A 24,631-nucleotide genomic window follows, 5' to 3' on the forward strand; every position below is an offset into this window, starting at 1 on the left:
TTTATTTATCGTTTAATGCGACAACTCCTGGAAGCTCTTTGCCTTCCATGAATTCAAGAGATGCTCCGCCGCCTGTTGAAATGTGATCCATTTTGTCTGCCATGTTGAATTTCTCAACTGCAGCAGCAGAATCTCCGCCGCCTATAACTGTGTATGTATCTTTTGCTTCTGAAAGTGCTACAGCCACAGACTTTGTACCTTCTGCAAATGCATCTAATTCAAATACGCCAAGCGGTCCGTTCCAGATCACAAGCTTTGAATTCCTGATAACATCAGCATAGATTTCGCGGGATTTTGGTCCAGCATCTAAGCCTTCCCAATCACTTGGAATGCTGTCGATCGGCACAACTTTAATGTTTGCATCGTTTGAAAAATCATCCGCTACAACTACGTCAACTGGCATGTAGAAGTTAACGCCGTTCTTTTTCGCCTTTTCCATGAAGGATTTAGCAAGCTCAACTTTATCTTCTTCAAGAAGAGATTTCCCTACCTCGTGGCCCATTGCTTTAATGAATGTATAAGCAAGTCCGCCGCCGATGATCAAGTTATCCACTTTATCTAAGAGGTGATCAATTACACCGATTTTGTCTTTTACTTTAGCTCCGCCGATAATTGCTGTAAACGGACGCTCAGGGTTTGATAATGCTTTGCCCAATACTTCTAATTCTTTTTCCAATAGGAATCCTGCAACTGCCGGAATGTGGTCTGCAATGCCTGCTGTAGAAGCATGTGCACGGTGTGCTGCTCCGAAAGCGTCATTTACATAGACATCAGCAAGCTCAGCAAATGCTTTTGCAAGCTCAGGATCATTCTTCTCTTCACCAGGGTAGAAACGAACGTTTTCTAATAGGAGTACGTCGCCTTCCTGCATTTTAGAGATTTCAGCTTTTACAGAGTCGCCATATGCTTCGTCTGCTTTCGCTACATTTTTGCCAAGTAATTCTTGAAGACGCTCTGCAACTGCGTTTAAACGAAGCTCCTCAACAACTTGTCCTTTTGGACGGCCTAAATGGCTTGCTAATAGAACTTTTGCACCTTGCTCTGTTAAGTACTGAATAGTTGGTAAAGCTGCGCGAATGCGTGTGTCATCTGTTACTTTGCCATCTTTCATCGGCACGTTGAAATCTACACGGCAGAAGACAACTTTCCCTTTAACCTCGATGTCTTTTACTGACTTTTTGTTCATCTTCAGGAATTCCTCCTTTAATTGGAATGGTTTGGAATACAAAGCAAAAGGGAGGGGGCCTGCATTCCCCTTCCCCTTTGCATTCATTATAACCTTAGTTTTGGTTTGAATCCAAGCCTCAGCAGACTTAAGGATTAAAGACCTTTAGAAGCGATGTAATCAACTAGGTCTACTACACGGTTAGAGTAGCCAGACTCATTGTCATACCAAGAGATTACTTTTACCATGCTATCTTCCATAACCATTGTTGATAAAGCATCGATTGTAGAAGAAGCTGGGTCGCCATTGTAGTCGCCAGAAACTAATGGCTCTTCGCTGTAGTTAAGAATTCCTTTTAATGCGCCTTCAGAAGCTTCTTTGAATGCTGCATTTACTTCTTCAGCTGTTACGTTAGTGTCAAGCTCAGCAACTAAGTCTACTAAAGAAACGTTTGGAGTTGGAACACGCATAGCTCCGCCGTTTAATTTACCTTTAAGCTCAGGCAATACTAGAGAAACTGCTTTAGCTGCTCCAGTTGAAGTAGGGATGATGTTTTCAGCTGCTGCACGGGCACGACGGTAGTCTTTATGCGGCAAGTCAAGAATTTGCTGATCGTTTGTGTATGAGTGAACAGTTGTCATCATACCGCGTTTGATGCCGAATTTGTCGTTAAGAACTTTAGCGAATGGCGCTAAGCAGTTAGTAGTACAAGATGCATTAGAGATTACATCATGGCTTGCAGCGTCATATTTGTCATGGTTAACACCCATAACGATTGTGATGTCTTCATCTGTTGCAGGAGCAGAGATGATTACTTTTTTAGCGCCAGCTTCTAAGTGCTTCGCAGCGTCTGCACGCTTAGTGAAGAAACCAGTTGATTCAACAACTACTTCTACTCCGCGCTCGCCCCAAGATAATTTCGCAGGATCGCGCTCTGCTGATACTTGGATTGTTTTGCCGTCAACAATAAGGTTGTTTCCGTCTACTTTCACGTCGGCATCTAATCTGCCATGAATTGAGTCATATTTTAAAAGGTGAGCAAGCATGTTAGCGTCTGTTAAGTCGTTAACCGCTACAACGTCCACATTAGGATTTTTAAGTGCTGCACGGAATACGTTACGTCCGATACGTCCAAAACCGTTAATACCAATTTTTACTGCCATGATTGAAATTTCCTCCTTTAAATAAGTGAGAGATTTTTTTTGTAGCTATATAATTAGAGATTAAGATCCCTTATTAACTCTTTCGCGGCCCCTTCATCCGTTATAAGAATGGAATCGGCTGCCTGCCTCAGGTATGCCCGGATGGCTTTTGCTTTTGAAGCTCCGCCTGCCACTGCAATAACATCCTGAATCTTTTCTAAGTCGTTAAGCTGCATCCCTACTGTCTGCACCTTGTGAACGACTTCTCCTTCTTGATTGAAATAATACCCGAACGCTTCTGCTACCGCCTGACCCTGCTCTATCTTTATGTAGTCTTCTGGCAGTGTTTTCCGGCGTTCCGCCATTGTCTTAGCGTCTCCTATTCCATGAACAACCATACTTGAGGATTTAATGAGCATAAGCAGATCTTTAATTGACGGTTCTTCAATAATAGAGAGATAGGCTTCCTTGCTTAACTGATCTGGAACGTGCAGAAGACGGTAGTTTCCCATCGCCCTCTCAGCCATTTTTGCGCAGATTGTGTTGGCCTGGTTTTCTACATTTTCTCCAAGGCCGCCTCTGGCAGGTACATACAGCTGTTCGCGATTTTTACTGTCCGGCGTCATCATTTCAGCGACAGCGGCAATGGTTGTTCCTCCAGTGACAGCGACGATATTTCCCCCTGTAAGCCGCTCTTTTATGCATGCGACACAGGCTCTGCCCATTTCTTTCTTAACCCATGAGAACTGATCGCTGTCTCCGGATACGACGATGACGTTTTTAAGATTTAAACGTTCCTTTAATGTATTTTCCAAAAACGTTAAACCTAAAACATCTTTCATCGTTTCTTCGAGAATACTTAACAGAGATGATCCTTCCTTCGTTAACATCATGCCGGAGGAAAAAATATCGATCAAATTTTGATCTTTCAAAAATTGAACTTCCCCTCTTAAAACCCGCTCACTGATCCCGAGACTAGATGAAAGACTTCGACGTCCGATTGGCTGCATTAGTCGTATATACTGAAGGATCTGATAACGTTTTTGCATAACTTGAAGCAGATCAGGCAATAATTTTTTTTGGACTTCTATAATTGACCTCATGTACAAATTCCCTTTCAAGAACATACGGGACGAAAAGTGTCCCTCTATGACGTAATATGTCCCACTAACCTAAAAAAAATCATCCCTGCTATATTTTCATTTTAGCAGGGTGAAAATGCTTATTCAACTATTCTTTCTTGCTTTTTATCAAGTAACCGCTTTCTTATAAAATCTTTTTTAATTTTGCCGTATCCAAGCACCAAACCTCCATATTCAACGACAGGAATCATGAGCTGATACTTTTCAAGCAGGGCATCATCATTGTAAATATCAACAACTTCTATTTCTATATTCATGTCGTTTTTCAGTTTTTCAAGTTCCTCTAAAGCTTCAACACAGAGAGGACAGCTGTTTCTTGAATACATTTTTAAAAGCATTATTTTTACACATCCTAATATCGTTTTCTTGCAGAAGAAGAGGCAATCCCTAACTGATCTCTGTATTTGGCCACCGTTCTTCTTGAGACATCAATTTGATGTTCCTCTGCGAGTTTTGTGACAATTTTCTGATCAGACAGCGGTGCAAGTTTATCTTCCTGTTCAATCATTTGTTCTATGATTGTTTTTACAGTGGAAGCAGTGATTTCCTGCGAGGATTGTTCTAATCCATTTGAGAAAAAAAATTTCAGCTCATAAAGCCCATGAGGAGTCTGAACATACTTCTCCCTCACTGTCCGGCTGACAGTTGATTCATGAACTTCAATTGCATCAGCGACAGTCTTTAATGTCAGCGGTTTCATGAATAATTCACCTTTATCGAAAAAGTCAGCCTGCCTCCGCACAATTTCTTTCATCACTTTCATCATTGTCTCTTTCCGCTGATTCAGCGTTTTTATCAGCCATCTGCATTGATTGAGCTTTGAAGACAGATATTGCTTCACATCTGAATCTTCTATAGAAGAATAATTAGATTCATAGGCAGAGTTAACAGCGACTTTAGGTGAAATGTCATCATTGTACATGACTTGCCATTCCCCGTGAACCTTGGCCACTGTCAGCTCAGGAACAATATAGCTGTCATGAACGTGATGATAGGCAAGCCCAGGGCGCGGATGCAGTGTTTTTATAAAATCCTGGACACTTTGAATTTCTTTTAAATCAAGCTTCGTTCTTTTCGCCAGCTCTTTCCATGATTTTTCCGCGAATAAGTAGAAATAGTCGTTCACAATTAATTCGGCTGTTTTATTTCGTTCCGGCAGTCTTGCGAGCTGAATCGAAATGCATTCCTGCAGATTTCTCGCGCCTACTCCTGCTGGGTCAAGCTTCTGTAATACGGTTAGCTGCTGATTTAACTCTTCGGCACTGATGCTGAATTTTTCAGAAAGTACACTAAGATCTGCCTCTATGTACCCGTTAGGATCAAGAGCCTGTATCAGGATATGAAGAGCTCGTTTTTCTGATGCAGTCAGCTTCATCCCCAGCAGCTGTGCTTCTAAATGCTGCTGCAGGGTTGTGCCAAGGCTTGATACGTTTTCAATCAAGTCCGTGTTCTTTGATGAACTTGTCATTTTTGCCCGTGATGAGGTATGATACAATACGCCTGAATCAGGCTTCTCTTTTAATTCGATGAGGGGATTTTCAAGGGTAAGGTCCTCTATATAGGAGGCAAGCTCCATAGAAGAGTATTGAAGGAGAGTAATCGCTTGCTTTAATTCTTGCGTCATATTGAGTTTTAATGATTGCTCTTGAAATAAACCGACTTTCATATCCATAGTTCGTTCCCCCTGCTTCTCATTTTACACGAAAACGGTCCATCATTGTATGGAAAGAACTTCAAAGGAGAGATATCAATGAGTGAATTATTTTCAGTGCCCTACTTTGAGCAAAATTTTAAAGAGCACATTAAACAGAATGAAGGTCAAGTTCCGAAGCTTGATGCCATGAACCGTTATTATCGATCTGTCGTATCAGCGCTGGTTCAGGATCAGCTTACAAAAAACTCAGTGGTCTTAAAACGGATTCAGAATTTGGACGAGGCGTACAATACGATTAAATCCGAAAAATAATTGAAAAATTTACCTGTTCACAAAAAACGTGACATGCTTTAAAATAAGAATTGTTGAGTCGTCAAGCACGGCAATATACACTTCTTGTCCAGTGCGGCTTACTGGACTCTTACATATTATTTCTGTTTCCATTCAATCATGCCCCGCCAGGTTAACTTGGCGGGGCTTTTTTTATCGGATTGGCATTTAAGGTCCCAGCGTCAATATCTGTCTAGATCGTCTAAAAACACTTTTCTTACGGAAATAACCTTCGCCATGTCAGCGGTCCTACAATACCATCAACTTTAAGATTTTGCCTGCGCTGAAAATCCCTTACTGCACGCTCAGTGATTGGTCCATAAATATTGTCTGCCTTAACTCCAAGCTTTCGCTGTATTTCTCCGATATTTACGCTCTTCATATATGGAGACTTCAATCTGTAAAGAGTACCCGGATACGGATTTCCACGTCTTGGTTTTGCCCGATTCAGCTTGCTGAAGGTCTCCGGCCCCACGATTCCGTCAGCCGTTATTCTCTGATCTCTTTGAAACTCTTTAACCGCAGCTGCTGTCTCCGCACCAAACGTGCCGTCTGCACCGAATCTCGGGAGCGCATATCCCAGTGAGATCAGTTTTTTCTGTAAAAAAGTTACCTCCGGACCCCGGTTTCCCTTTCGTATAATGGTCACATCTACCTCAGTGCCTGTTTCCTGCTTTGGCGGCTCTACTTTAATAGGCGTTCCGCTGCTACCCCATGCATCATAATAAACACGCACATCACTTATAAATTTTTCCCATGTCACACCGTGTTCGCTGAACCAGCTGCCCGGATCCGATCTTCTGCGTGGATCAAGTGTACTGTGGGCGACTATTTTTGTCGAAGGGTTTAAATTGAACCGGCGGCAAAGGTACGCGTGGTACCATACATACCGGTCATAGGCTTTATTGAAATCTCCAGTGCGGCAGAGTTCAACTGCAATAGCTGCGTCATTTGCATCATAATCGAAGAACTGATTATCTTCAGGGTTCCGGTAAAGATTGTGCCACGCTTTTTCATCTAATGGGATGATCTCAAGAATTTTACCATCATCTATAAACGTATGAGCAGATGCACTCGGCTGAGAGTTGTTAAAATAATTAAAGTGATCGTCAGCATCAGCCGAGTTATTTGCCGTTTCGTGAGAGACTATAAATAGAGGTCCAGTCAGTTTTTCCCCTGACCGTGCATTTCCAAGCCGGATATAGCGCTGTTCAATTTGATATTTTTGAGAAACACTCAATGTTTATCACTCCTTTTTATAGTAAATGATAGAGAGACGCCTTTTGGAAAGGCGCCTCTCTTGGGTCATTAGTCTATTTTCAAGGAATCTATAATAGAATCTAGCAATCCGAATAGCAGAGCTATGTGCTCAGCTCCGTTTCTGACAAAGAAGCTTTTGTGTTGGAGCTTGTACCTGTCAACTCAGTCCGTATAGGCGGCCTGCTAATCTTTGACGGGCGCACAGAAAGTCTTTTTAGCATAATCCGCTGTTTTATTAGCATAAATTCCATTTGTTCTAGCCGCTTTTTTAGCTATTTTCAATTATTTATTAGCCGGCGAATTATTGGGTTTAACCATTTTTGTGATTAGCTCAATTGATAAGCCTCCAACAAAAAAAGAAAGAGCTGGTTTAATTAAAAACCAGCTCTTTCTATAAGTGACGCGCTCGAAGGGATTCGAACCCCCGACAGACGTGGTACCGGAAACCACCGCTCTATCCAACTGAGCTACGAGCGCATATGAAAATTTATTAGTCAGTAGCGCTATTATACGATAAAAACTACCTATGTATCAAGCGGTATTTTTATACTGCAGGCAGAAAAGGCTAAACTCCTGAAGAAAACGGGGGATTTCTAAGATATAAAGCACTGAACCAAATAGTATGATCATTAAAAAATGCTTGCCTTTTATCAGCGGCCGAACGGAAATATAAAGGATATTTTAAAGTGCCTGCCGAATACTTACGTTACAGTCTGCTGGGGAAAGACCACTATAGAAGTTCTATCATGCGCAGAAAAAATGAGGCATGAAACAACTTCACTCAACCGTTTGAAAGAAAAAATAATTGGGTAACATGGTTACAGTCAGCGACTGCTGCATATATTATAAGGTGCAAGAAAAAGCATCAAAGAACAGCGTTTCGTTTGACCTTTATTGACCATAGTTGTATGATGAGAGTACATAAAATTTACCTTTATTTAAAAGGAGGAAAATACGATGAATTTAATACCTACAGTTATTGAACAAACGAACCGCGGTGAACGTGCATACGATATTTACTCACGTCTTTTAAAAGACCGCATTATCATGCTTGGAAGCGGGATTGACGATAACGTGGCAAACTCAATTGTATCCCAGCTTTTGTTCTTAGAAGCTGAAGATCCAGAGAAAGACATCTCAATCTACATTAACAGCCCAGGCGGTTCTATTACAGCCGGTATGGCGATTTACGATACAATGCAGTTTATTAAACCACAAGTATCAACAATCTGCATCGGTATGGCCGCGTCAATGGGAGCATTCCTCCTTGCAGCCGGCGCAAAAGGCAAACGCTATGCCCTTCCAAACAGTGAAGTTATGATTCATCAGCCTCTTGGCGGAGCTCAAGGACAGGCAACTGAAATTGAGATCGCTGCAAAACGCATCTTGTTCTTGCGTGATAAGCTGAATCAAATTCTTGCTGACCGCAGCGGCCAGCCAATCGAAGTGATCGCTCGCGATACAGACCGTGACAACTTCATGACGGCAGAACGTGCACTTGAGTACGGCTTGATTGATAAAGTGATGACTCGCAATATTCTGCCTGATAATAAATAATAAGATACAGCAGAACGGCCTTAGGCCGTTCTGTTTTTTTGTTTTCTTCTTTGAGGCATGATTTCCAAATCGTGGCTTTTACTTTCCAAATAGTGACTTTTACTTTCCGAAATATCCTTTTTACTAGCGAAAACCCGTAAAATACTTTACAAAGTCAGCGAAATACTTTCCGTTTTCCAAATACCTCCTAATCAAAAAAAAAACGGCCAAAGGCCGTTTTTAAGCTTCTTGCTTCACATATTGAGATAAAACCTCTAATGCTTCTGACTCGTCATGGCCTTCTGCGATAAGAGTAACCACTGAGCCAGTGCTGATTGCAAGACTCATTAACCCCATGATGCTCTTCGCGTTCACTTTTTTTCCGTCTTTTTCTAAAAAGATGTCTGATGAATAACGATTAGCCTCTTGTACAAAAAGTGCTGCTGGACGGGCTTGTAAGCCTGTCTTTAAACGAACTTCGACCTGTTTCTCAACCATATGAATCCCCTCTTCTTTCCCCTTTTTATTTGATCGTTACTGGCTGGCCATTTCTTAGTTGTTCTGCAATCTCGTCAAGTTTTCTCAGACGGTGATTAATGCCTGACTTGCTGATTTTGCCGCTTGATACCATTTCACCCAGTTCTTTAAGTGTAACATCCTGATACTCTACCCGAAGACGTGCGATTTCACTTAATTTGTCGGGCAGTGCTTCAAGACCCATTTTTTCATCGATGAATTTAATATTCTCGACTTGGCGTATGGCTGCACCAATTGTCTTGTTTAAGTTAGCGGTTTCACAATTGACGAGACGGTTAACGGAATTTCTCATATCGCGGACAATCCGCACATCTTCAAAGCGCAGGAGTGCCTGGTGACCGCCTATAATGCTGAGAAAATCAGATATTTTCTCGGCTTCCTTCAAATAGGTAATGTATCCTTTTTTCCGTTCGAGTGTTTTGCTGTTCAAATGGAAGGAATTCATTAATTCACATAGAGAGTCATTGTGCTCTTTATATAAAGAAAAAATTTCCAAGTGATAGGATGAAGTCTCCGGGTTATTTACAGAACCTCCTGCCAAAAAGGCACCTCTTATATAGGATCGCTTGCAGCATTTCTTTCTGACAAGCTCCTCGGAAATACTTCTCTCAAACGTAAAATTCTCTCCGAGGATGCCCAGATCCTCTAATATTTCACGAGCTTTTTCTATCAGCCGAACGATGTAGACGTTATTCTTTTTCAAACGCATTTTCTTCCGCACAAGCAGCTCGACAGAAACGTCATACTGCTTTTTTAAGAGAGTATATATTCTTCTAGCTATTGCTGCATTTTCGGTTTGAATGTCCAAAATTAATTTTCGATTCGAAAAAGAAAGAGAGCCGTTCATTCGGATGAGTGCAGATAACTCTGCTTTTAAACAACAGGCTTTAGACTCTATGTTGGTTAATTCTTTTTTTGTTTCAGAAGCAAAGGACATCTTTCTGCACCCTCCAATCCTTATAAATGCATTCGTTTGCACTCTTTATTTTTTATGTGATCATATCATACAGCAGCTTGGCAACTTTAACCGTATCATGGCGGATGACGTTATTTTCGTATGAAACGATCTTATCATGAACGATCTCCAGTCCCAAATTCCGCAATGCTTCAATGTCATAATAGACGGGTTTAGCCAGTTCCTCTGCATATAATGCTTTCATCATATCAGGTATTTCTTCATCATTCACTAATATTGTATCGATGAACTTGCATTTCATATGTTCAAACAATGCTTTTACATGATCGCTTGCAGTAAAATCAAGGGTTTCCCCTGCCTGAGTCATCACATTGCAAATATAAACCTTTTTTGCTTTTGCCTTGCAAACCTCGTCACCGATTTTAGGAACGAGAAGATTAGGCAGAATACTCGTGTATAAGCTTCCCGGACCGAGGAGAATTAAGTCAGCCTGCCGAATCACTTCGATCGTCTCTTCAAGAGGCTCAATGGATTCGGGTGATAAAAAGACGCGTTTAATCTTCTTGCCGGAGTATGGTATTTTTGATTCTCCTGAAACAATCGTTCCATCTTCCATTTCAGCATGAAGGACGACGCTTCGATTCGCAGCAGGCAGAACTTTTCCGCGCACATTAAGGACTTTGCTCATTTCCCGCACGGCATGGAAAAAGTCGCCTGTAATATTCGTCATCGCTGCCAAGATAAGATTTCCAAGAGAATGTCCTGTGAGACTATTTCCTTTATTAAACCTGTGCTGAAATAAATCTTCTATTAACGGCTCTACATCTGAAAGCGCAGCTAACACATTGCGTATGTCACCTGGAGGCGGAATATCGAGTTCGTCACGGAGCCGGCCTGAGCTCCCGCCATCATCTGCAACTGTAACAATTGCTGTAATATCAACAGGGTATCCTTTTAACCCCCGCAAGAGTACAGACAATCCGGTACCTCCGCCGATTATGACAACCTTTGGCCTATTTGCAGTATCAGTCATTTAATGACGACTTCTGCGCTCAATATCACGATGTGATACGTGCGTCTGATAGTCATTTTTGTAGTGCTTCGCAATGTATTCCGCCAATGTAACCGAACGGTGCTGGCCGCCTGTGCATCCTATTGCAATGACAAGCTGGCTTTTTCCTTCTCTTTTATAGTAAGGCAGCATGAAGGTAAGCAAATCCAGTACCTTTTCTAAAAACTTCTGAGTCTCTGTCCATTTTAGAACATACGAGGAAACTTCCTCTTCAAGTCCTGTTTTCGGTCTCATATGATCAATATAATGCGGATTCGGCAAGAATCTGACATCGAATACTAAATCAGCATCGATCGGCACTCCGTATTTAAAACCGAACGAGAGCACATTTACAGAGAAGGTATGCTCAGCATCTTCCGCAAACTGCTTCAGTATTTTTTCTCTGAGTTCGCGGGGCTTCAATTCAGATGTGTCAAAGATCATCTGAGAACGGCCTTTCAGCTCCTCAAGCAATTCTCTTTCGTTTTTAATGCCTTCTAAAGGCAAGCCTGTTGTGGCCAATGGATGGGACCTGCGTGTTTCCTTGTATCGAGTAACAAGGGTAGCATCCTTAGCATCCAGAAAAAGAATTTGAGGATTAATCCAAGTCGTTTCCGCCATATCATCCAGCGCCTGAAACAGGCTTTCAAAAAATTCGCGTCCCCGCAAATCCATTACCAGTGCAACTTTGTTCATTTTAGAGCCGGATTCCTTCATCAGCTCAAGAAACTTCGGTAGCAGATTAGGCGGCAGGTTATCTACACAAAAATAACCAAGATCTTCAAAGCTTTGAATGGCAACCGTTTTGCCTGCTCCTGACATGCCTGTAATAATCACCATCTTTATATCCTGAACACTGCCTGTACTCATGCAGATTGCCTCCTTTCTCTTTACCCGTTTTTATATTAATGAATGGATCGTTTACTGCGGATCTAACCGATATGCCAGCAGTTCGAAATCAGGTGTGTAAGTAAAGGTGCCATATATCAAACCGGCACCTTTCATCATAAACTCAAGAATATGATGATCGCCCGGAGCCGTCGGAAGGTCACTGACCTCTTCTAAAGAATGCCACTTAAGCTTTCCTTCCTCAGATTCTGCCACATTCTCACCTGTAAATTCCGTAGCAAAAAACGTAAACATCATCCACTCTGAAACAATTTCATTTCCATCTTTAATAATAAAGGTGAAGATTCCTTTAATTTTTGGGTTTTTTAAATATATGCCTGTTTCTTCGCGATATTCTCGAATGACAGTGTCTTTAATCGATTCACCCTGCTCCATTTTTCCGCCAGGCGCCACCCACCATCCTCTTCTCGGTTTTTGCATGAGAAGAATTTTATTGTCCTGTACTAAAACGCAATTCGTTACTCTTTGCAAAAGTCTTTCACCTCTGGATTCGTTCGGGTAGTCTAATCATATTTTCTCACTTTTTATTATACTATTTCAAAGACAACCTCACAATGAACGGAGGCTGCGGACAGACTAATTTTTTAAAGGAATGCCTATCGAGGTTTATATACGTGTAAGCGGGGATAAAAGTTTCAAAGAAAAATGAACAAAAAAAAGGAGTACGGGAAAGGGCGCCCGTACTCAAAAGTTTATTTATAAAAGGGGGTCAATTACTATTTATATAGTACCCCATTATTATTTCAGTGGTGTTACAGGATAGTTAAAACCGAGTTACGTTTTTGTTAACAGTTTAAAGCATGACCGAAAATCAGTTGGCAGCTTTCATTTTTTCCATTAATTCTTCTACAAAATGCTGAGCACTTTGTGCTGCAATCGAGCCATCGCCTGTAGCTGTTACGATTTGACGCAATGATTTTTCGCGGATATCGCCTGCAGCAAAGATGCCAGGCACCTTCGTTTCCATGCGCTCATTCGTTTCGATATATCCGTTTTCGTTTGTAATGCCGATAGAAGCAAACGGTTTTGACAGAGGAAGCATTCCGATATAAATAAATACTCCGTCCGCACTCATTTCAGTCTCTTCGCCTGTTTGAGTGTTTACAAGGGTTGCACTGCCAACCTTGCCGTCTTTTTCATTGATTTCTTTAATCGTATGATTCCAGATGAAATCTACTTTATCATTATCAAACGCGCGCTGCTGAAGAATTTTTTGGGCACGAAGCTCATCGCGTCTGTGAACAATTGTCACTTTTGATGCGAAACGCGTTAAATACACCCCTTCTTCTACTGCAGAGTCGCCTCCGCCAATAACGATCAGCTCTTTGTTTTTAAAGAATGCGCCGTCACAGACTGCACAGTAAGAAACTCCGCGGCCGCCAAGTTCCTTTTCGCCCGGAACGCCGATTTTCTTGTACTCGGCACCAGCTGAAATAATGACAGAACGCGCTTTGTATTGTTTGCTTCCGGCAACAACGGTTTTGTACTCTTCGCCGTCGATAATTTCTTTTATATCTCCGTATACATATTCAGCACCGAATTTTTTCGCATGATCAAACATTTTTGTTGATAAGTCAGGTCCAAGAATATGGTCAAAACCAGGATAGTTTTCAACGTCCTCTGTATTGGCCATTTGTCCTCCAGGAACACCGCGCTCAATCATTAAAGTTGAGAGGTTTGCTCTGGATGTATAAACAGCTGCTGTCATTCCGGCAGGACCTGCACCAGCGATAATGACATCATAAATTTTCTCTTCAGACACACTACATCACTCCTTGCGTTCGCAGCAATTGATCATTTTCGGGATCTTGTGTTTCCCCTACTCTTATCCTATAAAAGATAAGTGCTTTATGCCATTTTTTTGCTCACGACCATAAATTCTTGATGAAAGCTGAATACTTTGAAAGAGTTTTACCTGAAATGGAGTATTGTTTAGCAAGCTCTGTCTGCGTCACTTTATATCCATTTTCTTTTTTCCACACGTATTCCAGTGCGCAAGCCCATGCAAGATGGTTTTTAAACGGCATCTCTTCTCTTTTTGCTTTTAACGCTGTTTTAAAGAAAAACAAATAAAGTCCTTCGTTCAGGGTTTTATTGTTTTCAAACAGGACTTGCGCTGCCTGGTAGGTGAACTTTGATTTTTCAGAGACGCTTTTTTTAATCTCTCCATTAACATGCGCAATTGCAAGATCCATAAACTCTCTTTCGAAGACTGATTGAGGAACTTTTGCTGTTTGGAAGAATTGAATCTGATCAAGCTGCTTTGTTTCAGCTGCTAAAAAGATCGCAAGAAGACGCTCTTCAATCGGCATCGTCATTGGACGTTCCACCGACTTCTTTTCCGCCGACCACGGCTCTGAACCGGCTTTATCAGGATTTATTTCAATTACACGATCCCAGCTGGTTCTGGCAAGTTCTTCTTTCCCGGTAAAGTAAGCCGAATAGGAAAGCCAGTAATAGAAGGTATCATCACCGTCAAATCCTTGTCTGTAAATGGCTCTTAGCCATTTAAAGGCAAGCTCATATTGCCCGACCAATGCAAAAGTCGCGCCAAGCTTATAGCGGTGTTCAAAAAGAATAGGATAGATGTGTCCAAGTCTTTGCGCCAATTCTTCTACTTTCTCATCCTGACGTTCGTAGTAGTAGAACACGAGCAGATTGCATAGAGCATGGAGATTGCCCGGATTTTTGTCGAGCACCATATCTAAATAATCCTTCGCCTGCTGAACGTCGCCCATGTAAAAATAGGCTAACGACAAGTTGTTGTAAGCAGACCAGAATTCCGGAAAATCCGTGACGATTTCTTTTAACAAGGAAATGGCTTCTTCTAATTTCCCATTTTCCAGAAGTGATTTTGCAGCATCCTGCTTAACAATCAGTTCATCCGAATCTAAAAAGGGATCTTCTTCATCTGCCCCTTCAATCGTGAGCAAATCAAGGAGATCTTCTGTTTCTTCGATGAACTCGCCATTCGGCTCTTTAGTCTGATATTCAATTGCACATTTGTAGGCTTCATGAAAGAGACCTAAATGTGCGTAATTATTTGCCATAAAATAATGGCATTCCGTTAAATCTTTATCGATATTCTTAAGAATGTATGTTAAAAGGTCATTAGATTGCTGGTATTTTCCAAGTTCGGTATAGATGGCTGCAAGCTGGCTGAGCATGACAATCTGATTCGGCTCAAGCTGAATCGCACGCTGAATCCACTTGCTCGCTTTTAAAAGATCACGTTCCCGATAGGCTTTCATGCCCTTACGGTAAAAGTACTGTCCGTCTTGGAAGAAAGGGACAATCTGTGCTTTTTGCTGAGTGTTACTCGATTGTTTTCCCACTGAAATCCTCCATTTCTTTACTTCTGCCGTAGGTTAGTATACCACACTGGGGAAGTACAACAATAGGAATGGTAAAAATTATTAAACCGTTTAAAAAAACAAGATTATCGCCTTATGCACATGATCTTATCTTAGGCAAAATGGCCGTGCAGCAAACGGGATTGATGGAAATATTTGAGAGATTTGAAGAAAAGGAGTTTTTAATGGATCTATGAGGACCCAGATTGTTTTTTTCTGGTTTTTGAGGTTTTTAATTAGGAGGAAATTGGCAGTGCTATTGAATAGCGAGCACAAATAAGGCCAACCAAGCACTTTTTTCAAGGTGGAGACCATTTTTATGCTCCATTCCGCCGCTTTGATGCACTTTTTTAAGGTAGAATTGGTTTTTTTGATCCTAAGAAAAAGCCCTCAAAATGAGGACTCTTCCACTATTTTTTCGGTAAATGACGCTCTTCCAATACATTTAGCACTTCATCAAGCGGAAGTTTTTGTTCACGGAGCAGCACTATTAAGTGGAACAATAGATCGGCAGCTTCCCATTTTAGTTCATCTGCATCGCGGTTCTTGGCTGCGATGATGACTTCTGATGCTTCCTCTCCAACTTTTTTCAGGATTTTATCGACGCCTTCTGTAAACAGGTACGTGGTATAAGAGCCTTCAGGCATTTCTGCTTCACGTTCTGCGATCAATTTTTCCAGTGTGTTCAGGATTTCAAAGCGTTCGGCAGGGGCTTGCCTGAAATCGCCAAACACGTTTTCTGAAAAACAAGAGTACGAGCCAGTATGACACGCAGGGCCGGCAGGTTTCACCAATACGAGCAGAGCATCCTGGTCGCAATCGTATTTTAACCCAACAACCTCCTGGGTATTCCCTGAAGTTGCCCCTTTGTTCCAAAGCTCTTGTCTGGAGCGGCTGTAAAACCATGTTTCATTTGTTTCAATTGTTTTTTGCAGAGATTCCTCATTCATATATGCCAGAGTAAGAACTTCTTTGCTGACTGCATCCTGAACGATTGCAGGGACTAAGCCATTTTGATCAAACTTTACCGATTGCAGATTCATCTGACATTCACTCCCCGCGTTTTTAAGTAATCTTTTACTTCTTTTACTGACGTCTCTTTATAGTGGAAAATAGAAGCTGCAAGGGCAGCATCCGCTTTTCCTTCTAAGAATGCCTCTGCGAAGTGTTCAGCGTTTCCTGCACCTCCTGAAGCAATAACAGGAACGGAAACTGCTTCGCTTACCATTTTATTTAAAGCAAGGTCGAATCCGCTTTTTTCACCGTCGCTGTTCATGCTTGTGAGCAGAATTTCGCCTGCGCCGCGCTTAACTGCTTCTCTGGCCCAGTCTGTCACTTCCCACTCTGTTTCTTTTCGTCCGCCATGTGTGTACACCATATATTTGCCGGTTTCATCAGCAAACCTTGCGTCAATGGCTACAACCATGCATTGGGAACCAAAGAATCGCGCCCCCTCTGAAATCAGTTCAGGGCGCATCACTGCTGATGTATTGACGGAAACTTTGTCAGCACCTGCACGAAGAATTTTTTTCATATCGGTAAGCGAATTGATGCCGCCTCCCACTGTAAATGGGATCGCAAGCTGCGCTGCGACACGTTCAACCACATCCACCATTGTTTTTCTGCCTTCGTGAGAAGCAGATATATCTAAAAAGACGAGCTCATCCGCGCCCTCTTTGTCATAAAAGGTTGCAAGCTCAACAGGATCCCCTGCATCTCTCAGCCCCAAAAATTGAATGCCTTTTACTACCCTTCCGTCTTTTACATCAAGACAAGGAATGATCCGTTTTGTAATCATGCGAGCTCCACCTCTTCTAAGGCTTGGGCTAGATCGAATTGATTTGTGTAGAGCGCTTTTCCTACAATTGCCCCTGCCACTCCTTCTTTTTGAAAAGCAGCAAGCATCACTAAATCATCCAGAGAGCTGACTCCGCCAGATGCGATTACTTCTTTGCCGGTAGCCCCCGCCATTTCACGGACAGCGTCAACATTAGGTCCGGATAACATGCCGTCTGTTGCAATATCAGTGAATATAAACACTTCAGCACCTGCTGCAGCAAGCTCCACACCAAGATCAGCAGCCTTTACTGTTGACGTCTCAATCCACCCTTCAGTTGAAACATAGCCGTCCTTTGCATCAATTCCGATCGCTATTTTACTGCCATATTTCGCAAGCATTTTTTTCACGAAATCAGGATTAGAGATTGCAGAGCTTCCCAGGATAACACGGGATATCCCATTTGAAAGATAATACTCTGCGTCTTCCTCCGTACGGATTCCTCCGCCTATCTGCACATTTACATTCAGCTTTTCCGCTACTTCGAGAACATGTTTGTGATTGACTCTTTTGCCGGCTTTAGCTCCATCCAAATCAACCATGTGAATCCATTTTGCCCCTTTATCAGCAAACACTTTTGCCATCTCGTAAGGTGAGTCGCCGTAAATTGTTTCTTTTGTATAATCGCCTTGTATTAGACGGACACATTTTCCTCCGCGCATATCGATTGCCGGATATATGATAAATTCACTCATGATTTCACCTTCTCTTCAACGATTTTGACAAAGTTCCTCAGAATGCCAATGCCTAAATGACTGCTTTTTTCGGGATGAAATTGTGTCCCAAATATATTTTTCTCACCAACAACTGCAGGAACATCGACGCCATAGTCGGCACTTGCAATCACGGTGCTGCTCTTTTCAGCCTTCACATAGTAAGAATGCACAAAATAGGAGTAGCCTTCTTCAAGACCTTCTAGAAGATCGCTTTGCTGGTGCATGCGTAATCGATTCCAGCCCATGTGCGGCACCTTCAGCTGCTCTTTTTTCATAAGATCTTCCGGAAAATGCACAACATTCCCTTTTAAAAGGGTCAGTCCTTCTGTTAAACCATTTTCCTCACTCGAATCAAATAATAATTGCATCCCTAAACAAATACCAAGCAGCGGCTTCCCTTCACTTGCGATTTTCTGAATATAGTCCGTTAACTTTGTTTCATTTAAAATCGCCATTGCATCCTTAAAGGAGCCGACTCCAGGAAGAATATAGCCATCCGCATTTTCAAGCTCTTCCGGATTTTCTGAAATGAAATAGCTGATATTCAAGCGCTCAAGCGCTTTGCTGACGCTGTACAAATTCCCCATGCCATAATCAATTATTCCGATCATTTATAACATTCCCTTCGTGGACGGGACTCCTTTAATCCGAGGGTCAATCGTTGATGCCTCGTCAAGCGCTCTGCCTAAAGCTTTGAAAACCGCTTCAATCATATGGTGAGTATTGCGGCCGTAGTGGACAATGACATGCAGGTTGATCCGTGCTTCAAGAGCAAACTTCCAAAGAAATTCATGGACAAGCTCCGTATCAAAGTTTCCTACTGTAGGACTTGGAAACTCGCCTTTCAATTCAAAGTGCGGGCGGTTGCTTAAATCAACTACTACCTGGGCAAGGGCTTCATCCATAGGAACCATTGCCTGACCATAGCGCTTAATACCTCTTTTATCGCCTAATGCTTCTCTGAATGCCTGTCCAAGACAAATGCCGATATCTTCTGTCGTATGATGGCCATCAATCTCCGTATCTCCAATAGCCGCAACAGATAGATTAAATTGGCCATGCTTCGTAAACAGATCAAGCATGTGTGTCAAAAAGGGCACGCCTGTATTCAATTCGGAAATCCCTTCTCCGTCAATTGAAAGAGACAGGGAGATATCCGTTTCATTAGTTGTTCTTTGCAGACTTGATGATCTTTCCATTGTCAGTACCTCCTATTTTAAGCGCTCTTCAACAGCGCGTGCATGTGCTTCTAAGCCTTCTAAACGTGCGAATGCTGCAATCTTATGTGCTGATTGCTGAAATGCTTGTTCACTGTATGAAATAATGCTGGATTTTTTCACAAAATCATCGACGTTCAGCGGACTTGAAAAACGGGCTGTGCCATTTGTAGGGAGCACATGATTGGGCCCCGCAAAATAGTCTCCGACAGGCTCTGAGCTATATCTTCCGAGGAAAATAGCGCCTGCGTGTCTAATGCTGTTCAGCAGCTCCATCGGATTTTCTGTTAACACCTCAAGATGCTCCGGTGCGAGCTCGTTCACGGCGCTAATGGCTTCATTCAGTGACTCTGCCACATAAATAAATCCGAACTGCTCAATCGAAGGGCCTGCTATCTCTTTTCTCGGAAGAGTCTCAAGCTGACGCGTGACTTCTGTTGATACGGCTTCTGCAAGCTCCATTGAATCTGTTACAAGTACGCTTGAAGCAAGAACATCATGTTCAGCCTGGGACAGCAGATCGGCTGCCACTTCATTTGCTTTCGCCGTCTCATCTGCTAAAACAACAATTTCACTTGGTCCGGCAATCATATCTATATCGACATCCCCAAATACTTCCCGCTTCGCAAGAGCCACATAGATATTTCCGGGACCAACAATTTTATCAACCGGCCTGATTGTTTCCGTTCCATATGCAAGTGCAGCTACCGCCTGGGCACCGCCTGATTTGTAGATTTCCTCTATACCAAGCTCTTTTGCAGCAACTAGTACTCCTGCAGGCAGCGTACCTTTCCTGTTTGGAGGGGAAATCATAACAATTCGCTTAACCCCTGCCGTTTGTGCAGGAATGACATTCATTAAAACGGATGAAGGATAAGCGGCAGTGCCTCCAGGTACATATACTCCAACAGCATCAAGAGGAGTGATCTTCTGTCCAAGCATCGTTCCGTCCTCTTTATATGTAATCCAGGACTCACGCTTTTGCTTTTCATGAAAAAAACGGATATTTTCTGCTGCTTCCCTGATAATCTCAACTAAGTCCCAATCTAGCTCCTGATAAGCTGCCTCTACTTCCGCTTCTGACACTCTCAGACTTGATAAACGGACAGAATCGAATTTTTCCGCATAGGCGAAAAGAGAAGCATCCCCTTTTCTCTTAACATCTCCAATGATGTTTTTAACAGCCTCTCTCTGTGCTTCTGTACCAGAGTCAATCGAACGCTTTAGAGAGGCAAAATTCCCTGATAAGCTTTCAATTCTCATTCGCTTCTCCCTCCACAACTTCTGATAATCGGCTGACCAGTTCATCAATCTGGGCATCCTTCATTCGGTAGCTGACAGGATTGACAATGAGTCTTGAAGTAATGCTGCAAATTCTCTCAAGTTCAACAAGGCCGTTTTCTTTTAACGTTCTGCCCGTTGAAACAATATCGACAATACGGTCAGCCAAGCCAATTAAAGGAGCAAGCTCAATTGAACCGTTCAGCTTGATGATTTCCACCTGTTCCCCCTGCTCGCGGAAATAAGAAGACGCCACACCTGGGTACTTTGTTGCAACCTTTGGGGCAACAACATCTGAGCCGCTCATGTTAGGCAAGCCAGCAACAGCCAGGTAACAGTCACTTATTTTCAAATCAAGCACCTCATAAACATCACGCTCTTCCTCAAGCATGACATCTTTGCCGGCAATGCCAATGTCCGCAACCCCATGTTCAACATATGTTGTGACATCCATCGGCTTCGCTAAAATAAAGCGCATGTTTTCTGCCGGAACTTCTAAAATAAGTTTTCTTGACTTATCGAATTCAGGCGGCAGCTTATATCCCGCTTTTCTGAGCAAGTTTGCTGCTTCATCAAATATTCTTCCTTTCGGCATCGCAATTGTAAGCATATTACCCATCCTGCTCTTCCTTTCTCGATCCAATAAAATAAGCTACATCGGCAAACTGCTTTGTATAGGCATCTACATCATTTACTCCGGATATATCCTGTAAAATCACTCTTTTCCCCTGTCCTCTAAGCTCAGCCGCATACTTCAGAGCCTCTTTTCTTCTTTCCTGACTGTAAAGAACACAATGAATGCAAGGTGTCTCTTCCTGTTCTCCAAGAGATTCAATCAGCCTGTCTAACCGGATTCCAAAGCCTGTAGCCGCTGCAGGTGTATCAAATCGTTCGAAAAGCTGATTATAACGGCCGCCGTTTCCAAGAGGAAAGCCGACATTGCCTGCATAAACCTCAAATAAAACTCCTGTGTAGTAGCTCATATGACTGACAAGATTTAAATCCAGCTTTACGGATTCCAGCACCCCAAAATCCTGAAGATGTGACCACAGCTTGCCAAGTTCTGCAGCAGCCTCTTTTCCTTCCCTGCTTGAAACCAGGTCGGCAGCAACTGCAAGCTGATCCTCTCCGCCTCTCAGCTGCAGAAGCTGAAGCAGCCTTCCTTTATCAATAGACGACAGCGGCAATGACTTTACATGCTCGCGATAGCCTACATAATTCTTTTCATATAAGTATCTTCTTAAAACATCAGCCCGCTCCTGATTTCCGAGAATCTCTAGAAATAAAGCGTCCGCGAAACCTATATGTCCGATTGCGACCTTAAAATCCTGAAGACCTGCCTCTTTAAGAACGGCAATCATAAGTGCAATAACCTCTGCATCTCCGCTTGTTGTTGCATCACCGATCAATTCAGTCCCAATTTGTTCAAATTCAGCAGGACGTCCGCCTTCACGCTGCTGCGCACGGAACACATTCGCATCATAAGCAAGTCTGAGCGGGTAATTTTCCTTATAAAATCTAGAAGCCGCTACCCTTGCTATTGGTGCTGTCATATCCGGTCTAAGAACCAGCGTGTGACCTTCCTGATCAAGCAGCTTAAACAGCTGTCCTTCAAGAATTGCTGACTGAATACCTACCGTATCGTAAAATTCAAGCGTTGGCGTTTCAATAAATTGAAAGCCCCATTTCTCTATTACACCCGTCATTTTTTGACGAAGCTGTTTTTTTGTTTCATACAATAATGGCAATGTATCTCTCATCCCGAGAGGTTTTTCAAACATAAACATGCTGACTTGCACCTCTTTCACAAAAAGTTCCGAATCCTTTAGTTCGCTAATATAGTAACATGCTACCAAAATAAAGACGAGTTCGCAAGTATGAATATCCCTTATCATTCTCTTTCTTTACCGAATTTCCTCTAAAAAGAAATGTTTAAACAAACGTTTGATTAGGTTTATTACGATCAAAAGCGGGTAAATAAATAGTATTATTCCCCCAATTAACATAGAAAACCGGCCAAGCAGTAGTTGGCCGGTCTTTTTTTCGGACAAATTTGTCCTGAGGTCTAAATGCTTGCTGGCGAGTTAGAATGGATTATGAGCGAGTTAGAGAACTGTAAGAGTTTGGAGCGGGGGTTCTGGCAAGCGGATCATTTGGATATCAGCAGGATACTGAATTTTTACGCACGGATGGCTGCCTTGCGAATTGAACAATTGGTTTCGAGAGTTGAAACAGAAAATTCGCGAGCTGGCAGTCTGTTTTTGTGAATTGGATGGCGTTTTTTGTGAGTAAGGTCATCGGGGGATCCTGCTCGCAACAAAGATCCAATGGCCAAAGGCCGCTAGAAATAAGGCATTTCATGATAAAAATATGAAGATTTTCTCATGTGAAATCTTAAATTAACTCATCAAACTGCTTTTCCCGAAATTCAGAACCAATTTCCACGAAATGCAATCTATTTTATAAACAAAAAGACACCAGCTCTAAAAGCTGGTGTCCCTCCGCAAATCCATCTCTTCCTTTGAAAAGATAACTCTCATCGGATTTCCGCCTACAAAGGCTCCTGCCGGAACATCTTTATGGACGAGCGTGCCAGCTGAAACAATGGCTCCGTCTCCGATTTCAACACCCGGCAGAACAGTGGAATTTGCACCGATCATGACTTCGTCACCGATGACAATGTCACCAAGTCTATACTCGCGTATCAAATATTCATGCGCAAGCAGTGTCGTGTTGTAGCCAATCACCGTATTCCGGCCAACTTTGATTTTTTCAGGAAACATCACATCCAGCATAACCATCAGGGCAAATGATGTGTGCTTCCCCACCTTCATTCCGAGAAAATTCCGGTACATCCAATTTTTCATTGAAAGAAATGGGGTGTAGCGAGCCAGCTGAATGACAATGAAGTTGCGGACGACCTTCCAAAATGGGACTGTTTTGTAAACATGCCAAAGCGAATTCGGGCCTTTAACAGGGTATTTCGTTGTTTTTCTCACACTTATTCCGCTCCAAGCACGTTCAGTAAATCACTCATCTTGTTCAGCATGTAGTCAGGTTTAAAGCCTTCTAGATACTCCACGCCTTTTATTGTCCAAGCCACACCGGCCGTTTTGGTGCCTGCTGCTTTTCCGGAATCAATATCATGGTGGTTATCCCCGACCATAATCGCTTCCTCAGGAGAACTGTTCAGTTTTTCTAAAGCAAGCAGGACCGGTTCTGGGTGCGGCTTTGCGTTTTTAACATCATCAAGCGTCACGACCGTTTCAAAAAACTGGCCAAGACCCGTGAGCTTAAGACCCATATTCACGGTATCACGTATTTTAGTTGTGACAATTCCAAGCTTATAGCCCTTTTCATGCAGTGCCTGGACTGTTTCATAAACCGTTTCAAATTGAGCAACCAATTGATCGTGCTGATCATGATTAAACTTCCTGTAGGTGCTGATCATTTCATCAACACGAAGCGGGTCCATTTTTACAAACGTTTCATGAAGGGTAGGTCCGAGAAACGGCAGGACGTCCTCGCGTCCATATTGGTTCGGATAATAAAGATTCAGCGTATGCAGGAAAGATTCTATGATTAAATCGTTGGTATTAATTAAAGTTCCATCCAAATCAAACAGTACGGTGTTAATTCTCATAAGTTGCTTCCTTTCTTCTTGTATGTTCAAATCGGCTCCAAATCGCGCCTACTGCCATTGTCAGAACGACCGCTGTTACAATCCTGATCAATAACAGCGGCAGAACCGGAATGCCTAGCGGCACGAAAATCAGGGTATCCTCCACCACAGCATGACAGGAGACGAGAAAAATAAAGGCGAGCGTTAAATCTTTATAGCTGACCCCGTCTTCTTCCGCTGCCTGAATCATGACCCCAGCTCCGTATGCAAGCCCTATCGTTAATCCGGCTACCATTGTCATGGAGGTGTTTTCATTCATTCCAAGCATCCTTGTAACAGGTGCCATCCATCTCGAAAAAACAGTTAAAAACCCTTTATCTTTAAGCACCTGGATGATGATCATCAGCGGGATCACAATTAAGGCGAGCTGCACAATGCCAAGACCTGCTTTCTGAACAGCACTTAAACCAATTTCAACATAGCCGGCCGGATCGGCTGTATTCTTTGGAATAAACCCATACTGTGCCGTTTCCTGTCCGCCCTGCCATAGTAGATTGATCATAATAGCAGAGCTGACCGCAAGCCCAATCCTTACAGCAAGAATGATCCAAAGCTTGATTCCCACCTTTGCAGCAACCGTTGATTCAATAATCAAGTTATGTGAGAACGATAGCATAACAGCTAAAATAAACACTTCCTTAACAGATAGATCAAGCGTCAGGATGGCTGCTATCCCGGCATACAAGTTCAGCATGTTCCCAAGTACCAGCGGAATGGCGGCTTCACCTGATAAACCGAAAATTCCCATGACTGGCTGAATAAGCCTGATCAGCCACGGGAGTACCGGTGTGTGCTGAAGAAGACTCACAATCAAGGTAACCGGAAAAATAACCTTGCCAAGCGTCCAAGTTGTTTGAAGCCCTGCCTGAAGTCCTTTTTTTAAACTATTAATCAGAAACATCC

The 24,631-nt window shown here is 42.6% G+C and carries 27 protein-coding genes, 1 tRNA gene and 1 pseudogene; 3 read left to right on the forward strand and 26 right to left on the reverse strand.

The window, feature by feature from the left end:
- Position 1 precedes the first annotated feature (1 nt).
- From LIT25_24015 to rpoN, 5 genes are all read right to left on the reverse strand, one after another.
- Entirely contained in the window at positions 2–1,186 is a 1,185-nt protein-coding gene (locus tag LIT25_24015) for a phosphoglycerate kinase (protein USK33535.1), read from the reverse strand.
- 134 nt (positions 1,187–1,320) lie between these two features.
- Entirely contained in the window at positions 1,321–2,328 is a 1,008-nt protein-coding gene (gene gap / locus LIT25_24020) for a type I glyceraldehyde-3-phosphate dehydrogenase (protein ID USK33536.1), read from the reverse strand.
- A 53-nt stretch (positions 2,329–2,381) separates the two neighbouring features.
- Entirely contained in the window at positions 2,382–3,410 is a 1,029-nt protein-coding gene (locus LIT25_24025) for a hypothetical protein (protein USK33537.1), read from the reverse strand.
- Positions 3,411–3,529: 119 nt separating this feature from the next.
- Positions 3,530–3,787, reverse strand: coding sequence for a glutaredoxin family protein (locus tag LIT25_24030; protein ID USK33538.1), 258 nt, complete (start codon positions 3,785–3,787; stop codon positions 3,530–3,532).
- A gap of 14 nt (positions 3,788–3,801) precedes the next feature.
- Complete coding sequence (rpoN, locus tag LIT25_24035; GenBank protein USK33539.1) at positions 3,802–5,121, reverse strand: RNA polymerase factor sigma-54; 1,320 nt, start codon at positions 5,119–5,121, stop codon at positions 3,802–3,804.
- Positions 5,122–5,199: 78 nt separating this feature from the next.
- On the opposite strand from rpoN, the gene yvfG reads away from it, so the two are divergent.
- Complete coding sequence (gene yvfG, locus LIT25_24040; GenBank protein USK33540.1) at positions 5,200–5,415, forward strand: protein YvfG; 216 nt, start codon at positions 5,200–5,202, stop codon at positions 5,413–5,415.
- A 235-nt stretch (positions 5,416–5,650) separates the two neighbouring features.
- Here yvfG and LIT25_24045 read toward each other — a convergent pair whose 3' ends face one another.
- The 3 genes and pseudogenes from LIT25_24045 to LIT25_24055 all read right to left on the reverse strand — a co-directional run bounded on the left by LIT25_24045 (position 5,651) and on the right by LIT25_24055 (position 7,170).
- Positions 5,651–6,082: a peptidoglycan-binding protein gene (locus LIT25_24045; protein ID USK36397.1), complete on the reverse strand. Its 432-nt coding sequence runs from the start codon at positions 6,080–6,082 to the stop codon at positions 5,651–5,653.
- An 84-nt stretch (positions 6,083–6,166) separates the two neighbouring features.
- Positions 6,167–6,673 (reverse strand): annotated as a pseudogene (locus LIT25_24050) (peptidoglycan recognition protein family protein).
- Positions 6,674–7,094: 421 nt separating this feature from the next.
- Positions 7,095–7,170: transfer RNA gene (locus LIT25_24055), tRNA-Arg, on the reverse strand.
- 480 nt (positions 7,171–7,650) lie between these two features.
- Here LIT25_24055 and clpP point away from each other — a divergent pair.
- The gene (clpP, locus tag LIT25_24060; GenBank protein ID USK33541.1) at positions 7,651–8,250 is read left to right on the forward strand and encodes an ATP-dependent Clp endopeptidase proteolytic subunit ClpP; all 600 of its coding nucleotides are present in this window, start codon (positions 7,651–7,653) and stop codon (positions 8,248–8,250) included.
- 219 nt (positions 8,251–8,469) lie between these two features.
- Here the strand turns inward: clpP and LIT25_24065 are convergent, their stop codons facing one another.
- The 7 genes from LIT25_24065 to LIT25_24095 all read right to left on the reverse strand — a co-directional run bounded on the left by LIT25_24065 (position 8,470) and on the right by LIT25_24095 (position 14,977).
- Positions 8,470–8,727, reverse strand: a complete 258-nt coding sequence (locus tag LIT25_24065) for an HPr family phosphocarrier protein (GenBank protein USK33542.1) — start codon at positions 8,725–8,727, stop codon at positions 8,470–8,472.
- Between the two features lie 25 nt (positions 8,728–8,752).
- Complete coding sequence (gene whiA / locus LIT25_24070; GenBank protein ID USK33543.1) at positions 8,753–9,703, reverse strand: DNA-binding protein WhiA; 951 nt, start codon at positions 9,701–9,703, stop codon at positions 8,753–8,755.
- A 52-nt stretch (positions 9,704–9,755) separates the two neighbouring features.
- Entirely contained in the window at positions 9,756–10,715 is a 960-nt protein-coding gene (locus LIT25_24075) for a YvcK family protein (GenBank protein ID USK33544.1), read from the reverse strand.
- Positions 10,716–11,603 carry an RNase adapter RapZ gene (gene rapZ / locus LIT25_24080; GenBank protein ID USK33545.1) on the reverse strand — a complete coding sequence of 296 codons (888 nt, stop codon included), beginning with the start codon at positions 11,601–11,603 and terminating at the stop codon, positions 10,716–10,718.
- A gap of 51 nt (positions 11,604–11,654) precedes the next feature.
- On the reverse strand, positions 11,655–12,113 hold the full coding sequence (locus LIT25_24085; GenBank protein USK33546.1) for an 8-oxo-dGTP diphosphatase: 459 nt from the start codon (positions 12,111–12,113) through the stop codon (positions 11,655–11,657).
- Positions 12,114–12,453: 340 nt separating this feature from the next.
- Positions 12,454–13,404 carry a thioredoxin-disulfide reductase gene (trxB, locus tag LIT25_24090; GenBank protein USK33547.1) on the reverse strand — a complete coding sequence of 317 codons (951 nt, stop codon included), beginning with the start codon at positions 13,402–13,404 and terminating at the stop codon, positions 12,454–12,456.
- Positions 13,405–13,507: 103 nt separating this feature from the next.
- Positions 13,508–14,977: a tetratricopeptide repeat protein gene (locus LIT25_24095; GenBank protein ID USK33548.1), complete on the reverse strand. Its 1,470-nt coding sequence runs from the start codon at positions 14,975–14,977 to the stop codon at positions 13,508–13,510.
- A gap of 68 nt (positions 14,978–15,045) precedes the next feature.
- Between LIT25_24095 and LIT25_24100 the strand changes: the two genes are divergently transcribed.
- Entirely contained in the window at positions 15,046–15,192 is a 147-nt protein-coding gene (locus LIT25_24100; protein ID USK33549.1) for a hypothetical protein, read from the forward strand.
- Between the two features lie 213 nt (positions 15,193–15,405).
- Here the strand turns inward: LIT25_24100 and hisIE are convergent, their stop codons facing one another.
- The 11 genes from hisIE to LIT25_24155 form a co-directional block, all read right to left on the reverse strand.
- Positions 15,406–16,038, reverse strand: coding sequence for a bifunctional phosphoribosyl-AMP cyclohydrolase/phosphoribosyl-ATP diphosphatase HisIE (gene hisIE / locus LIT25_24105; protein ID USK33550.1), 633 nt, complete (start codon positions 16,036–16,038; stop codon positions 15,406–15,408).
- Positions 16,035–16,793, reverse strand: a complete 759-nt coding sequence (hisF, locus tag LIT25_24110) for an imidazole glycerol phosphate synthase subunit HisF (GenBank protein USK33551.1) — start codon at positions 16,791–16,793, stop codon at positions 16,035–16,037. The genes hisIE and hisF overlap by 4 nt, the downstream gene beginning before the upstream one ends.
- A complete protein-coding gene (hisA, locus tag LIT25_24115; GenBank protein ID USK33552.1) occupies positions 16,790–17,527 on the reverse strand; it encodes a 1-(5-phosphoribosyl)-5-[(5-phosphoribosylamino)methylideneamino]imidazole-4-carboxamide isomerase in 738 nt (245 codons plus the stop codon). Before hisA ends, hisF begins: the two co-directional genes overlap by 4 nt.
- Positions 17,524–18,159 (reverse strand): imidazole glycerol phosphate synthase subunit HisH, encoded by a 636-nt coding sequence (hisH, locus tag LIT25_24120; GenBank protein USK33553.1) that lies wholly within the window; start codon positions 18,157–18,159, stop codon positions 17,524–17,526. Before hisH ends, hisA begins: the two co-directional genes overlap by 4 nt.
- Positions 18,160–18,747 (reverse strand): imidazoleglycerol-phosphate dehydratase HisB, encoded by a 588-nt coding sequence (gene hisB, locus LIT25_24125; GenBank protein ID USK33554.1) that lies wholly within the window; start codon positions 18,745–18,747, stop codon positions 18,160–18,162.
- Between the two features lie 12 nt (positions 18,748–18,759).
- The gene (gene hisD / locus LIT25_24130) at positions 18,760–20,028 is read right to left on the reverse strand and encodes a histidinol dehydrogenase (GenBank protein ID USK33555.1); all 1,269 of its coding nucleotides are present in this window, start codon (positions 20,026–20,028) and stop codon (positions 18,760–18,762) included.
- Positions 20,018–20,665: an ATP phosphoribosyltransferase gene (gene hisG / locus LIT25_24135; GenBank protein USK33556.1), complete on the reverse strand. Its 648-nt coding sequence runs from the start codon at positions 20,663–20,665 to the stop codon at positions 20,018–20,020. The genes hisD and hisG overlap by 11 nt, the downstream gene beginning before the upstream one ends.
- Complete coding sequence (locus tag LIT25_24140; GenBank protein USK36398.1) at positions 20,658–21,833, reverse strand: ATP phosphoribosyltransferase regulatory subunit; 1,176 nt, start codon at positions 21,831–21,833, stop codon at positions 20,658–20,660. Before LIT25_24140 ends, hisG begins: the two co-directional genes overlap by 8 nt.
- 696 nt (positions 21,834–22,529) lie before the next feature.
- On the reverse strand, positions 22,530–23,045 hold the full coding sequence (locus LIT25_24145; protein USK33557.1) for an acyltransferase: 516 nt from the start codon (positions 23,043–23,045) through the stop codon (positions 22,530–22,532).
- A 2-nt stretch (positions 23,046–23,047) separates the two neighbouring features.
- The gene (gene ppaX / locus LIT25_24150; GenBank protein ID USK33558.1) at positions 23,048–23,689 is read right to left on the reverse strand and encodes a pyrophosphatase PpaX; all 642 of its coding nucleotides are present in this window, start codon (positions 23,687–23,689) and stop codon (positions 23,048–23,050) included.
- Entirely contained in the window at positions 23,679–24,629 is a 951-nt protein-coding gene (locus LIT25_24155; protein USK33559.1) for a hypothetical protein, read from the reverse strand. The genes ppaX and LIT25_24155 overlap by 11 nt, the downstream gene beginning before the upstream one ends.
- Between the last annotated feature and the right edge of the window lie 2 nt (positions 24,630–24,631).

Source organism: Bacillus sp. F19 (genome assembly GCA_023823795.1).
Lineage (GTDB): Bacteria > Bacillota > Bacilli > Bacillales > Bacillaceae > Bacillus_P.